This is a genomic window from Enterococcus sp. C74 (assembly GCF_040887125.1).
Taxonomy (GTDB): Bacteria; Bacillota; Bacilli; order Lactobacillales; family Enterococcaceae; genus Enterococcus_B; species Enterococcus_B hirae.
Genome location: NZ_JBFOFA010000009.1, coordinates 99,997 through 114,889 on the forward strand (window position 1 = coordinate 99,997; position 14,893 = coordinate 114,889).

14 protein-coding genes and 1 pseudogene are annotated in these 14,893 nt (G+C 36.8%); all 15 read right to left on the reverse strand.

What is annotated here, in order from left to right; all coding sequences use genetic code 11:
• Nucleotides 1–7 precede the first annotated feature (7 nt).
• The 15 genes and pseudogenes from AB3H93_RS11630 to AB3H93_RS11700 all read right to left on the reverse strand — a co-directional run bounded on the left by AB3H93_RS11630 (nt 8) and on the right by AB3H93_RS11700 (nt 14,627).
• On the reverse strand, nt 8–328 hold the full coding sequence (locus tag AB3H93_RS11630; RefSeq protein WP_010721003.1) for a PTS sugar transporter subunit IIB: 321 nt from the start codon (nt 326–328) through the stop codon (nt 8–10).
• 280 nt (nt 329–608) lie between these two features.
• Complete coding sequence (locus tag AB3H93_RS11635) at nt 609–1,283, reverse strand: DUF1003 domain-containing protein (protein ID WP_368020610.1); 675 nt, start codon at nt 1,281–1,283, stop codon at nt 609–611.
• Nucleotides 1,284–1,336: 53 nt separating this feature from the next.
• The gene (locus AB3H93_RS11640) at nt 1,337–2,329 is read right to left on the reverse strand and encodes an aldo/keto reductase (protein WP_368020611.1); all 993 of its coding nucleotides are present in this window, start codon (nt 2,327–2,329) and stop codon (nt 1,337–1,339) included.
• Between the two features lie 176 nt (nt 2,330–2,505).
• The gene (locus tag AB3H93_RS11645; protein ID WP_096709866.1) at nt 2,506–3,345 is read right to left on the reverse strand and encodes a GH25 family lysozyme; all 840 of its coding nucleotides are present in this window, start codon (nt 3,343–3,345) and stop codon (nt 2,506–2,508) included.
• Between the two features lie 168 nt (nt 3,346–3,513).
• Nucleotides 3,514–4,323: a peptide-methionine (S)-S-oxide reductase MsrA gene (gene msrA / locus AB3H93_RS11650; protein ID WP_368020612.1), complete on the reverse strand. Its 810-nt coding sequence runs from the start codon at nt 4,321–4,323 to the stop codon at nt 3,514–3,516.
• Between the two features lie 195 nt (nt 4,324–4,518).
• Nucleotides 4,519–5,259 carry a tRNA pseudouridine(38-40) synthase TruA gene (gene truA, locus AB3H93_RS11655; RefSeq protein ID WP_053766251.1) on the reverse strand — a complete coding sequence of 247 codons (741 nt, stop codon included), beginning with the start codon at nt 5,257–5,259 and terminating at the stop codon, nt 4,519–4,521.
• 132 nt (nt 5,260–5,391) lie between these two features.
• Nucleotides 5,392–6,027, reverse strand: a complete 636-nt coding sequence (locus tag AB3H93_RS11660; protein ID WP_368020613.1) for a DUF998 domain-containing protein — start codon at nt 6,025–6,027, stop codon at nt 5,392–5,394.
• Nucleotides 6,028–6,213: 186 nt separating this feature from the next.
• Nucleotides 6,214–7,662 (reverse strand): response regulator transcription factor, encoded by a 1,449-nt coding sequence (locus tag AB3H93_RS11665; protein WP_034867981.1) that lies wholly within the window; start codon nt 7,660–7,662, stop codon nt 6,214–6,216.
• A 4-nt stretch (nt 7,663–7,666) separates the two neighbouring features.
• Nucleotides 7,667–9,394 (reverse strand): sensor histidine kinase, encoded by a 1,728-nt coding sequence (locus tag AB3H93_RS11670; protein WP_034700488.1) that lies wholly within the window; start codon nt 9,392–9,394, stop codon nt 7,667–7,669.
• Nucleotides 9,387–10,001, reverse strand: coding sequence for a YesL family protein (locus tag AB3H93_RS11675; RefSeq protein WP_368020614.1), 615 nt, complete (start codon nt 9,999–10,001; stop codon nt 9,387–9,389). The genes AB3H93_RS11670 and AB3H93_RS11675 overlap by 8 nt, the downstream gene beginning before the upstream one ends.
• A 223-nt stretch (nt 10,002–10,224) precedes the next feature.
• Nucleotides 10,225–11,679, reverse strand: coding sequence for an ABC transporter substrate-binding protein (locus AB3H93_RS11680; protein ID WP_010721013.1), 1,455 nt, complete (start codon nt 11,677–11,679; stop codon nt 10,225–10,227).
• A gap of 37 nt (nt 11,680–11,716) precedes the next feature.
• Nucleotides 11,717–12,637, reverse strand: a complete 921-nt coding sequence (locus tag AB3H93_RS11685) for a carbohydrate ABC transporter permease (RefSeq protein ID WP_010721014.1) — start codon at nt 12,635–12,637, stop codon at nt 11,717–11,719.
• Between the two features lie 13 nt (nt 12,638–12,650).
• Nucleotides 12,651–13,598 (reverse strand): sugar ABC transporter permease, encoded by a 948-nt coding sequence (locus AB3H93_RS11690; protein ID WP_010721015.1) that lies wholly within the window; start codon nt 13,596–13,598, stop codon nt 12,651–12,653.
• A 510-nt stretch (nt 13,599–14,108) separates the two neighbouring features.
• Nucleotides 14,109–14,365: pseudogene (locus AB3H93_RS11695) on the reverse strand (Txe/YoeB family addiction module toxin).
• Nucleotides 14,358–14,627 (reverse strand): type II toxin-antitoxin system Phd/YefM family antitoxin, encoded by a 270-nt coding sequence (locus AB3H93_RS11700; RefSeq protein ID WP_088745541.1) that lies wholly within the window; start codon nt 14,625–14,627, stop codon nt 14,358–14,360. The pseudogene AB3H93_RS11695 and the gene AB3H93_RS11700 overlap by 8 nt, the downstream one beginning before the upstream one ends.
• Between the last annotated feature and the right edge of the window lie 266 nt (nt 14,628–14,893).

Below are 14,893 nucleotides of genomic sequence, written 5' to 3' on the forward strand. Positions count from 1 at the left end.
TCCTCCATTATTTATTGATTAATGATTCTGCTTGTTCTAATACTTTGGCACCGTTCATCATTCCGTAATCTTGCATATTGATTACATCTAAAGGAATTCCTTTTGGTGCTAATTTTTCAGCAAATTGATTTTGCATAAAACGTACTTGTGGACCTAAAAGTAAAACGTCTACATTTTTTGATTCTAATTGATTGTCTGCATCTGAAGCAGATACTGCAAAGATATCAGCCTCGATTCCTTTTTCTTCTGCCGCTTTTTGCATTTTTGTTACTAATAAACTAGTACTCATTCCAGCTGAGCATACAAGCATGATTGTTTTCTTTTCCATTTTCTACACTTCCCTTTCTTGTATCTTACACTTTTATATAAAGCAATTACCGTGCCAACTTTTAAAGCGCTTTAATCCCTTGTCGTGCTAACGCTTTCAAGAGGACACTGTATAGATGCACACTTCTTTTTTCTTTGCACACTAAAATTAGTGTGCAAACGTTGATCATTTCTCTGATAAATTTGTGTAGCTCATTCATGGTATCAAAAAAAATAAGCCGTAGTTTCGCAAAAATGACTCCTTTGTGCGAATTCCAGCTTATTTTCAACTGCTTGTCCTACTATTCACTTTTTGTCGTTTCTTGGAATTTTTCATTTAATTGGGTTAATAACTCAATTTGTAATTGTTGTAATTCCAGCATTTGTTGCCATTGCTGTGACATCAAATAATCGATTTTTTCATGCAACAAACTAATTTCTAACTCAGCTTTTAGGTTTGTTTGATAATCATGGTCGGCTGCTATCCGATCTCTAGCTGCTTGTCTGTTTTGACTCATCATAATGATCGGTGCTTGGATAGCAGCTAAACAAGAAAGCACTAAGTTCAAAAGAATGAACGGATATCGATCAAATGATAGGCCAAAAAAATGTAACGTATTCAACAAGATCCAACTACCTAAAATCACTACAAAGAGAAAGATAAACGGCCAACTACCACCAAAATTGGCAATTGCATCTGCTGATTTTTGACCAAAAGTCGCTTTTTGATTGATCGTTGTATTTAAATTTTGACTAATGATTTGCTTATTTTTCAACTGCTCTAGCATTTCTTGATTAATTTTTTTTGTTTCATTCTGGTCTTGAATGATTTTTTCTTTTATATACTCAAAATGATAATTCATAAAAGTAATAAAAGGGATTTGGGACTCTATGGTCAGTTTCTTATTTTTTTGTAAAATAAATGAACGAATATCTGTATCAATTGTTTTCAGATGAACGTAATCTTGATGAGCCATGGCAACTCCTCCTTTACGTTATTTTTCTGAGAAAAAGGAAAAAACAGCTTTCATTAGTGTCCTAAGATTTGTTCAATTTTCTGTTCTTCTTCAGGTGAGAAGGAAAGATTATCCATCATCCGAACACTTTCTTCTAATTGACTAAGTCGACTAGCGCCTACAAGCACACTGGTAACTGACTCTTGTCGTAGATTCCATACTAAAGCCATTTGTGCTAACGTCTGTCCACGCAAATCAGCTAAATCCTGTAATTGCTTGATCTTACCCAATGTAGGTGTCACTTGATCTTCTGATAGAAAAGGAATTTCTTTACGATGGGCTCGAGAATCTTCTGGAATCCCATGTAAATAGCGTTTAGTTAATAACCCTTGCGCTAAAGGACTAAAAGTAATAGCTCCCAGACCGGTCTCTTCTAAAACAGGTGCTAAATCTTCTTCTAATAACTCTCTTGAAAACATATTGTAACGCATTTGGTGGATAATAAATGGAGCGTTCATTTCACGTAAGATAGCAGACATTTTCTTCGTGTCTTCCCCGTTGTAGTTAGAGATCCCAATATACAGTGTTTTCCCTTGACGAACTAATTGCATAAGCGCTTCTGCCGTTTCTTCCAAAGGTGTATCTGGATCAGGACGATGATGATAGAAGATATCTACGTAATCTAACCCCATCCGTTTGAGGCTTTGATCACAACTAGCAATGATCGATTTACGGGAACCCCATTCCCCATAAGGCCCTTCCCACATGTGATAACCCGCTTTGGTTGAAATAATCATTTCATCACGATACGTTTGAAAATCTTCTTTAAAGATCCGACCGAAGTTTTTCTCTGCTGCTCCTGCTGGACCACCATAGTTATTGGCTAAATCAAAATGTGTGATCCCCATATCAAAGGCGCCACGTAAAATTTCCCGTTGATTACTTATAGGATCATAATCACCAAAGTTTTGCCATAATCCTAAAGACAGCAAAGGCAATCTCAACCCAGATTTTCCAGTTTTTCGATACGTCATTTTTTCATATCGCTGCTGATTTGCTACATACATATATTCTTCTCCTCCTAAACAAGTATACGCTTTCAAAAAATGCGACTCGTCACTTCTTTTTCCTAGTATGCGTACGTGTATTTCGTTTTTGATAACTATCGTTCTATGTGCATTATACGCTTATCGTTGGCGAATTACTAACAAAAATCCTCTTTAGCCTCAATCATCACCATGGATCATTTGGTAAATATCCCTAGGTAATCGGCGTTGATATCGAATTGTTTTTCGGTAAATTCTGGAAAGTATAAATCACTTGCCCATTGCCAAGCAGCTTTTTCTGTATGTAAAAGTTCGTTTTCTGAAGGATTCTGAGGCCATTGTGCTACCCAGCAGTTCTCTTTTCCTAAGACATCCAAGTCTAAAGTTCCATTCGTAAACCATGAAAGATTGGAATAATGAACCACCTGGGAAAAACCAGCTGCTTGAATGGCCTGACTAAACACTTGCGCATTTTCAGTTGCTCTTGCTAGATTCATTTGAGGATTTTCACTATCGTTCACAACTACAGTAGAATAAGGTAAATTTAATTCTTTTAGATAGGCTAATAAATAGTGGGCTTCTTTTTCGGTGTCTTCTGCATAATTAAACCAAGCATAATGATAGACACTCACTTTCAACCCCGCCTGGATAGCATTCGCAACTTGTTCAGGGGCCAGCGGGTTCCTATAAGAATCCCCTTCTGTTAACTTAACTACTACACCTGTGATCCCATAGTTTTTCATTGTTTCATATGCTTCGACAGATAAATAACCATTATGTGAGGAAACATCAATAAAATCTTTTGGCGGTCTACTATTTTCAGAAGCAGAAATGCCTGACCCCGAATCCAACAAATTTACTCGATTGTTACGTTGTTTTGCCACCACATTGTCTAGTAAATGCTGTTTGCTTTCAGTGATAATTGTTTGGGTGCTTTCTGATTTTTCATAAGTATGGACCACAAAAAATGTTGAAAATATTGAAAATACTGAAAATACAAAAAGAACACTAAAAACCAATAAACGCCTTTTCTTCATCATAGGTACCTTCTTTCTTTTATTTGAGAGAGGTTTCTCAAATAAGTGTACCACTTAATCAACAGCGCTTACTTAAAAGTATTATTAGATTTTAATCGTTATTAAATCATCTAGCAATTTTAAGGGAATGACTGATTTTTACAGAACATCTTCCACTTACACGATTACTTATTCGTCTTCCCCAGACCATTTTTTCTTTGCCCGCTTAAAAAATAAAAATTGTTGATGAGACTTCTTGATCTTCTTATAACGTTTTTGTTGTTTTTTGTAAAATTGTTGATGATAATTTTCAGCAGGCCAAAAGGTTGTTGCTGGCTTAATCTGTGTGACGATTGGTTCCGCAAACTGATGCGAAGCGATCACTTGTTGCTTGGATTTTTCTGCTAGTATTTTTTGTTCTTCATTTTCTACAAAAATGATAGAGCGGTATTGATCCCCACGATCCTGAAACTGTCCAAAGGCATCTGTTGGATCGGTGACTTGCCAAAAAATCGCTAATAGTTCTTCATAGTTTATCATTCGCCGATCAAAAATAATCTCCACTGCTTCCACATGCCCAGTCGTGCCACTGCTAACTTGGTCATAGTTAGGATGTTCGACCTCCCCGCCAGTATATCCGGACAACACGGAAATAATCCCTTGCCGTGTTTCAAACGGTTCGACTAAGCACCAGAAACAGCCCCCGGCAAAGACGGCTTTTTCTTGATAGCGTTCATCGGTGATCTGGTGTTTCGCAAAGTCGTAAGACACTTGTCCCATCGGATCATGGGTGATCTTCAAATAAAAGTCCATGACGTCAGGCGTCAAATTCCCCCGAAGTGCTAGTGGTCGTAAAGAGACTTCAATCATTTCAAGGATTTCTTTTCTTTGTTTTCTTTCCCCTACTTGGTTTTTCGCTTGGATCAACAATGTCCGTTCCCATTCACGGGTATTAGGGTTTAAAATGAGATTGTATAATTCTGCTAGCTCTTGCTCCACCACTTTTCCCCTCACTTCTTGGTCAAATATGTAAATTCGTCCTGAATGTATCACGAAACTAGCGAAATTGCGAATAGACCGCTTAGAGGAGTCGTGGGAGAGATTAGGTTAATCAAAAAAACTGAGACAGCCATTCTTTTGCCTGCTACAGGCAATCAAACGACTCTCTCAGTTTGTTCTATTTGATATGAATGTTTATTGGTAATACACTTCGTCTAAAAATAAACCATGTGCCGGCACGGTTTCTCCTGCCTGTTGTCTTACTTTATTCTCAAAAATATCATCAATCGCCGAAACAGGTAACTTTCCTGTACCGATTTCCAAGAGTGTACCCATCAAGATCCGAACCATCTTATACAAAAAGCCATTGCCCACAAAGGTAAAGTGCAACATGCCGCCTTCTTGTTCGATTGAGAGTTCATGAATTGTACGAACTGTTGATTTTTTTGATTTTTTCAAGGCAGAAAAACCGATAAAATCATGACTTCCCATTAGTTTTTGACAAGCTTCATTCATTTTTTCCAGGTCTAGTTCTTGTGGAAAATAGAAACTATGATTTCGTTCAAAAACAGTTGGAACGGGATTATTCCACACATAATAGCTATATTTTTTCCCTGTCGCATTGTATCGAGCATGAAAGCGTTCAGGCATTTCTTCCACTTTTTTGATCACGATATCTCTTGGTAGATAGCGGTTGAGAAAAGTTAGCATTTCATTACGACTCATTTGAGAAGTCGTTTTAAAGTTTGCCACTTGTCCTCTGGCATGTGTCCCAGAATCCGTGCGCCCCGATCCAATGATCTCAATTTTTTCTCCAGTCATCTGTGAGATGATTGCTTCGATTTTGCCTTGGATCGTTTTATCGTCATCTCCCAGACGTTGCCAGCCTGAGTAACGTTTCCCATCATATTCGATCGTTAATTTGATATTTCTCATGTCTTTCATTAGACTCCCCTACGATATACATTTGCACATCACGATGTGCGGTCAAGGTTTAGTCTGACACATTTATCCTGTGGTTTCAATCAGTTTTACGAATTTCCAGCATTTAGTTAGGGCTACAGTCCGCTATGCCCTAATGTGTAATATACTTAACCACACAATTGGTAAATAATTAAAGAAAAAACTGATCCGTTGACAAAAACCTAACTGATTCAAAACCGGCAATTGATTTAATCCGGGAATACGTGCTACGCCATAAATTCCTGCAAAAACCAAACTGGCAACTAGTAAAATAAAAAACGATTGAGTTAATTGTGCATCGCCCATTTTGCGATACAATAAGAAAACAAATAAAGGGAACAAAATAAATCCACCATACCCAATCCCTGAACCAAGATTGTGGATCCAAGTCGAAAAATTCCAAGAAGTTTCGTTCGTGTCCACACTAAATAACCCGGTAAAAATACAATCTGTAACACCATATAGACCGATGGCAGCTGTCACTAATAGAGCAAGTGGTTTTGAAGTAGTAACAAAAGCTTGATATAACGCTGGCATTGCCAAAACATACAAGCAGCCAGATATGACCGACCAAATCAAAAATGCTTTTCGTACGGGACTACCAACATCCCCAAAAAGACTGATCACAGCAGTCATTTGATTAAGTTTAGGATAAAAAATTCCTAAAACATACGGTGTCAGAAAATCACTTACTACTCCTGACAATAAAAAATAAAATCCATATTTACGTAAAAAATCCATCCTGCATCCTCTTTTCACCAACCAGAAAAAAGAAAGTTTCATGCTCGCTTTCTTTCAAAATTCTAAACATCATCTAGAAAAATTGTACCGAATTATACTAATTTAAACAAGCTTCAAGACATGCGGCACCTTGGATTTACTTGATGAGGGTAATGAGCACTTTCACCTGAACCACAGTAGCTGATTTTATACGATCATTCCATTTTTTTCACGATATTCTTTTGGTGACTTTCCGACGATTTTTTTGAACAACTTTGAAAAATAGGTTGTGTTGTTGTAGCCGATCTCACTAGAAATTTCATTGATATTTTGATTGCTATGCAGCAGCAACCATTTCGCTTGTTCCATTCTGAGATGATTTAAATAAGTTGAAAAACTTTTTTTCGTTTCTTTTTTGAATAATTGCCCCAAATACATCACATTCAAATGCAGGCTTTCTGAAACTTCTTTCAAGGTTAAAGGTTCTCGGTAGTGTTCGTGTAAGATCGTCATCACTCGTTCGACATTCTCGCTATATCGGACTTGTTTTTGCTGTTCCTTGATCAAAGATAGTAAGAGTTGATGCAGTTCTTGGACTGTTTTTGCTTGATTGATCTGTTGAATCCCTTTTAAATATTCATCGTCTTCTAGCCGAATCAATTCCCGGTGGATATCCATAAACAACAAAAAACTAAAATGACGGATATCATCCGGTGTCATCACAGCAGTTTGGAATTGATCAAAAAATTGAGTGATCATTTGTTGGGCACTAGCCAATTGCCCGCTTTTCAACACACGATTAAACGAAGAAAAATCAATTGCCTGTTCTTTTGCTGCTTCTTGTTCGGCAAAAAAGATATGTTGGTCTTTTTCACCGTAGAATTGATGCAGTTGTAAATTATCTTTGGCATGTTGATAACTCTCAGGGATCTTATCAGGATCTGCTGTTTCATCTCCAATACTGATCAACCAGTTTTCTTCCATACTCTTCTCTTGAATGAAGCGGCAAAATGCAGAAACTGACGCTTCTTCCAGCAACAAAGTAAAGCGTTCCATGTCTCCAAAGTTTCGTTGATAATAAAAAAGTTCTTGGTGGTTTTTCAGCCACTGATTCACTGATTTCCCGACGGATCTAGACACTTGAGCGAGTAAAACTCTTCGTTGTTTCCCTCCGATTTTGTCTAAAATCTCTTCTTCACTCACTTCATCTAATTCTTCATTGAGCCACTGACTAAAAAGGACTTCTTGATAGATTTCTTGCTGATTTTTCTGTTCAATTTGATGATCTAATTGCTGCTTCACTTTGGTTAAACTAGCAATCAGTTCGGTTTTATTAACCGGCTTCATCAAGTAATTGATGGCCCCTAATTGCATCCCACTTTTTAAATAATCAAATTCCTGATAACCAGAAAGAATCATAAATTCAAACGCATGATGTTCCTTTTGAGCCGCCTCGATAAATTCTAAACCATTCATTTCGGGCATCGTGACATCTGTTATAACTAAATCAATGGATTGATTTTCTAAAACAGACAATCCTTGCATCGCGTTTTCTGCCGTTGCGACTACCTGAAATCCCAAACTTGCCCAATCAACAATTTTTTGCAACCCTGCCAAGATCATATATTCATCGTCGACTAATAACACTCGGTACATGTTCCTACCCCTTTTCTTTAAATGTAATAGTGACAGACAATCCTCCTTCTTGATTGGTACTTAGCTTCATCTGATAACTATGTCCAAAACTTGCACGCAAACGTTCATTCACATTTTGCAATCCAATCGATTGATACAATTCGACTTTAGGATGCGCCAATCTTGATTCAATCTCTGCCAAGCGTTCCGGTGTGATCCCTTTGCCGTTATCCTTCACAATAATCTGGACTCGTTGCCCTTCACGAAACACTTTCACGCTTAAGGCATTATCAAAACGTGTAAAATCGACCCCATGTTTAAAATAATTTTCGATCAATGGTTGAATCACAAACTTCGGTACTTCGATACTTGCTAATGATGGATCAATGGAAAAATGATAGGCGATCCGGTTGGGGTAACGCATCTGATATAAATAGACATATTTTTCGCAAAAGTCCAGTTCTTCCTTTAAACTGATCGTCTTTTCTTGATTAGTATTGTTTCGCAACAAGGCCGAAAAAGCATACACCACATCTGCCAATTCTTCGCTGCCTTCACTTAACGCATACATCCGAATATACTCTAACGTGTTATAGAGAAAATGAGGGTTGATTTGTGCTTGTAATGCACGCATGTGGGCATCTTGCTGTTTGATTTCCAATTTATAGATATCTTCAACATATTGGTTGATGCTATCCAACATCTCATTGATCCCTATAGAAAGGTCTTTTAATTCATATTCCGTTTGGGTCGTATCGATCCGCGTCTCCAAATTCCCTTTAGCCGTTTCATTCATTGCATCCATCACGAGATCTACTTGTTGCGAATAGCGCTTGAAGGTTTGGTATAAAAAGAATAACAGACTGACATCTAATAGAAATACACCGAAAATCAATGGTGCTAAATCTTGGATAACCGCTCGTCTAACCATCGAACGATCTAAAGTAGCCAATATCCGGTAATCATCGGGTAATTGTTGGTACTGGATGAAATTATTTTTTTCAAGGTTTATCAGTGGCAAAGTGGAATTTTCTTGAAGGCTGGTTGTAATCAATTGTTCTTGGGTTGCTAGTTTATCCTTTGTCATTCCTTGATCATGGAATGTGTATAAACGGTTGGTGGTACCAGAGATCATATACAATGATAAGCCGCTAAAGGTATTCAAACTCTTTAATGCCGCATCCAATTCCGCTTTTTCAAAACCGACGAACATGCTTCCGACTTCGCTTCCACCTTGCGTGATCGACATTTTGATATAAAAAGCATCTGTCAATTTAGGCGTACCACTTTTAATCACCCCACCTTTATTTGCTCTAGAAGATTCCAGATACTCAGGCAATTGACTGAAAACAACATAGACGGAGCTGACTTCCTCATAGCTGACATAAATATCTCTCATTAGATAAGGAAAAGAGACAAAATCGGTCGTTTTTTGTTGTTGATCATAAGCGTACATCAAATATTCATTGATCGGTTTTGTCAGATAAGTAGTCGCATTCTCGATTTTATCAGAGTTCCCCAACAATTGGTCTTTAATGATTTTACTTAGTGTCGTTTTATCGTTCAGTGTACGACTGGTACTTTGTAACGCCTCACTTGTCGTTCGCTTGGCTTGCTCTTGCGTTTGTACCCACGTATGAACACTGATGATAGCAGTCGCCACCGTTGTTAATAAAATCAGTACGAGCGCATATTTTCGGAAAAGACGATTCAAAAGTGTTCCTTGTGAAAATAAAATACGCCATTTATTCATAGCTTTCTAACTGCATATCCAGTTTTTCCCGCCATTGTTTGGTTACCAGCCCATTCCAAACAGTCAATAAGCCAATCACACCAAAGAGAATCAGTCCTTTATAATTCCAAGTTAGCCAAAAAATAATGCCTCCGCCAATCAACAATTTCAAAAAGGTCGAAAAACTGGAAAAGCCTGAAACAAAACTTAACTTAAGTAGGTTAGAAATCGAAATTTCGTATTCACTATCTAAAATCAAGCTATACTGATAAGTGGAGTAAATATAAAGTAAACTAAAAATCAGGATAAAATCAGTAATCAAAAAAAGAATGCCTTGAATTTGAACAGATAAGTATAAATTATAGCCAAGCAAAAATGTCCCCGCTAAAAATAAACCAAACAACACATTCCCACGGACAAATGTTTGTTTAAATGTTTCCCACCCTCGCTTAAACGTAATCTCTTTATATTCAAAACCATAAAGATAAAACAATTCGTTGACTGTTTTATAAGCAGGTCCAATCCCTAATACGATGGCTCCCATCAGTGTATAGATCCAAAAATAAAAAGTTAATTTCATGACCACCCACACTCTGATAAATAATGTTTCTAGTGCTTTACCTAACATGCGATTCCCTCCATAAAAAACATTGTATTCCCTTTCATTATACAAGAGTAGTAAAAAAGTAAAAGAACCAGTTTGATAAAAAGCCTAATGAACTTTTAGCTACTTGGTTGCTTTTCTTTCATTTCTTCGGACACTAATCAAAAAGCAGAACTCTCCAAAAATTCGACATGCAAATTTCGGAAAAAGTTCTGCTTCTTTCTAGAAACTGATTCAGTTTCTTGAATTATTTACTTTCCTTACGAAATGCATCATATTGTTTTTGCATTTCTGTTAATACTTTGTCATAACCTGCTCTGTTCAAAGCATCTTTTAGTTTCGGTAATGTTTCATCAGGATCAACTGTCCCAGTATTTAATCCATCTAGGTATTGATTCATGACATTTGAGATATTACTTAGTTCTGTTTTTACGCTATCTGTATTGAAACTAAAGCCTAAGATTGGAGAAGTTTTTGCTTCTTCGATTGATTTATCTCTTTCAGCAATCATTTCATCTGTGATCGTATCTTGTGTGTATAAGATTTCATTGTTACCGGTATTCCAAGCAGACATGTGCATGTTTGGTTGGTACCCATCTAATAATTTGATCTTGTCATCGCCATCTTTTTTCCATGCTTCGCCTTCGATACCCCAAACTAAACCATTCAATAATTCTGGATCGCTATTTAATAAACCTAAAAATTCAACTGATTTTTCTTTGTTTTTAGAGGTATTTGATACGACAAAGTTGGCCATTTGTGCTTGTCCAGTTGATTTCAATGGAACAGTGATTGCTTTTGAAACCAATTCTTGTTTCGCTGCATTAGTCAAGATCGTATCGCCATAATCGTATGGTCCTTGCGTTTCGCCACGCATTAACCAAGTATTCCCTTCAAGTGGGTAATCTTTATTACTAGTAGCAGCATCGCTAGGAATCAATCCTTGTTTATACCAGCTGTGCATCGTACGTAATAATTCGATAAACGTTTTGTTGTCGTATTGATTGATGATCTTAGTGTCATCGCCGTTCAAATCAACCGCAAATGGTAATGTATTCCCTAATGGATAATCGAAATCTCCTTGGACCTTAAATCCTTGTCCAATCGCAAAAGCAGCTGTATTTGGATCTTTTTTATGGAATTCTTGTAACACTTTTTCCGCATCCTGATAAGATTCGATCCCATCAATCGATAAATTGTATTTGTCTAATAACGGCTTGTTGAAAGTCAACACTTGTTGGGCAAACACATTGCCATTTACTGGAAAGGCATACAATTTCCCGTTAACTAAATTCCCTTTGATATACGCTTCATCTAAAGAATCATACGCTTCTTTCGCATATTTTGGTGCTAATTCTGTCAAATCAGTAAATGCACCCTTTTGCGCATTTGATACATAGTTGTTGGCAAAGGCAATATCGTAGTTTTCACCAGAAGAGATAATGACATTCATTTTCTTCTCGTAATCGCCCCAACCGATGTAGTTGATATTGACTTTGACTCCGATTTTATCTTCGATCCGTTTATTTGCAATGTCCATCAACTGATCGAAATTCTCTGGTTTATCACCGATTTGATACATTTGAAGGGTTGTTGAATCACTTGCTTCAGCTTTTTCTTTTGTCCCCGATCCGCAGGCTGCCAATGTTCCAACCATCATTGCAGAAACGCCAGTAAAGGCTAATTTCTTCCATAACTTCATTTTTCTTCCTCCTAAATTGTTTTATATTTTTATTGCATTACTCTTTTACTCCACCAATCGTTAATCCTTTAACAAAATGTTTCTGGAAGAATGGATAGCTGATCGCAATCGGTAAAGTAGAAATCACGACGATCGCCATTCGAGCTGATTCTCCCGGAACAGAAGCAAGTCCGCCTGTCAATTGACTGCCCGCTCCTGAATTTTGTGTCAAATATTGAATATTGCTTTGGATCTTCATCAATAAATATTGCAAAGGAACCAGTTTATCATCTTGAATATAAAGCAACGCATTAAACCAATCATTCCAATACCCTAAGGCAGCAAACAAACTGATCGTTGCAATCCCTGGAATTGCCAGCGGTAAAACGATTTGCACAAAGATTCGCAGCTCACTAGCCCCATCAATTCTTGCAGATTCAATGATCGAATCTGAGACCGAGCGTTTGAAGAACGTTCGCATCACGATGATATTGAACGGACTGACCGCCATTGGCAAAATCAATGCCCAGATCGTATCTTTTAACTGCAAGAGATTCGTCATTACTAAATAGTTCGCAACCATCCCTGGTGAGAACAACATCGTGATCAAACAAAATACGGTAAAGAAGCGCCGAAATGGGAAGTTTGATCGTGAAATCGCATAAGCATATAAAGAAGTCGCTGTACTATTGATCAAAGTCCCTAGAACAGTGACAAGGATCGTCACAAATAAAGCTTGGAAAATCTTGTCTTGCATTTGACCGAATAAGTAAGTATACCCAAATGTACTAAATTCTTTTGGCCAAAAACTGTAGCCATATTGTGTCAAAGCGGATTCTTTCGTAAAAGAAATCGCAATCACGAATAGAAACGGTAAGATGCAAGAAAGAGCAAACAATGCGATCAACAAGTTAGAGAAAAAATTGGTTGTTTTGTTAAATGAACGAATCTGTACTCGTTCGACTTTCTTTTTTTTCATTTCTTTCTCCTCCCTAGAACAATGCTGATTCGCTGTCGAAACGACGAGCAATCGTATTTGTGATCATCAATAGAACAAACCCGACAACGGATTGATACAATCCCGCTGCAGCTGTCATTCCAAAGTCACCAGTAGAGGTCAAGCCATTATAAATGTAAGTATCCAATACTTGTGTGACATCATAAAGTGCCCCGGAATTTCTCGGGATATTGTAGAATAAACCAAAGTCTGCTCGGAAAATATTCCCGACAGCTAGAATCGTTAAGATCGTCATCAACGGAATCAATTGTGGAATCGTCACATGTTTGATTTGTTGCCATTTGCTGGCACCATCCACCATCGCTGCTTCATAATAAGTAGGATCGATCCCCATAACAGAAGCAAAATAAATGATACTGTTATAGCCAATCCCTTTCCACGTACCGATAAAGACAAGAATAAACGGCCAATACTTCGGTTCGTTATACCAGTTGATCGCTTCTCCACCATGCCCAGTGATCCACTGATTAAAGATTCCTTTGTCAGGACTCAAGAAGGCATAAACAAAATACCCAATGATGACCCATGATAGAAAGTAAGGAAGTAACGACATTGTTTGGTAAACTTTTACCAGTCGTTTATTCCGTAATTCACTCATAATGATGGCAAAAACAACGGAAATCAATAAATTCAAAAGAATAAAAGTAACATTATATAAAATGGTGTTTTTAGTGATCAAGAAAGCTTGATCAGAAGTAAATAAGAAGCGGAAATTTTCCCAACCAACCCAAGGGCTTTCTCTTAAACTAGCTAAAAACCCGTCAGCAGAAATATGGAAGTTTTTAAATGCTACTACGTTTGCTAATACTGGGATATAAAAGAAAAAAATCATCCATAGCATCCCCGGCACAGCCATCAGTACTAAAGCTTTGTAGCGCCATAGATTAGCAAAAAAATGATTTAACCCCTTTCTTTTTTTCATCGTAAAACTCCTTTCGTGTCATTCACAAGCCAATTATAGCGCTTACAACAAAAGGAATAAATAAACAAATTATAGATAAAATGATACAAAATATAGATAACAAAATTAGGCAGAGGTTCAATTTTAGCGATCAATCTTTTCAAAAAATCGTTGGCTAATGGCAGTAATTTCTAAATAAACACGAATGAAATGAGCATAAAAAAAGGGTGTTAGGTATAGATAAAGAAGTCGAACATGCAGAAAAATCAGCCGCTCATTAGAATGAAAATCACTGATATTCTAGTAGGTATTTAAGTTGCTACTGTACAAGATATATTCGTTTTGAGATAGACAATACTCACGATTAGTTGAACAGGAGTTTTGAACAGACGATCAATCCTATACTGCTTCTATTCACTCTTTTGTTAACAGCAACTATATTGCTTTATATAAACTAAAGTGATGTGTCTGTAATATAATAAGAAAGGACAAAAACTTAAACGTTTTGTCCCTTGACATAGTTTTAATCTACTAATAGTAATCTTTTGCAGAATAAATAAATATCGTCTCATTTTCAACTCTATATATCAATCTATGTTCATCGGTAATTCTTCTTGACCATTTTCCAGATAGATCATGCTTTAATGGTTCGGGCTTTCCTAATCCAGCAAAGGGAGAACGATCGAGATCTTTTATTAACTTGTTAATTTTTTTATGTTGCTTTTATTTCCTTGTTCATGCCAATAAAGATAATCATCCCAAGCATCACCAGACCAAGCCTTAATCATTAGATCCAACCTCGATTAAGTCATGTGTCTTAAATGCACCTTTAGAAAATTGCTCATCACCTCGACGAATTTTTTCCATAACGTAATTATTAGAAAGTGTTCTCAACCTTTCTTGCATAGAATCATAATCTCTTTTCGATAATACAACAATAGTATCTTCTACATCTTTACTTGTTACAATAAGCGTTTCGGCATCTTCATTCACTTGTTTCATATAACTACGTAAGTTTCGACGGAAATTTGAATAAGCTACTGCTTTCATTCCCTTCACTTCTTTTTTATTTCTACAAAAATATTGTACAACTAATTAAATAATTAAAGTAAAGACAAACTGCTATTTCTTGACTTCAAAGCTAGTATTAACCTGATCTCTCTATAAATAACGATTCTATACTTTTTGATGTTGGTGAAATTCGCCAACATCTTTTTTAGGATTCAAAAAATAGAAAAGACACCTTGAACTCCTTTAGAATGAATTGGGCGAACCAATTCATCGAAGGATTCAAGATGTCTTTTACTTAGCTTATC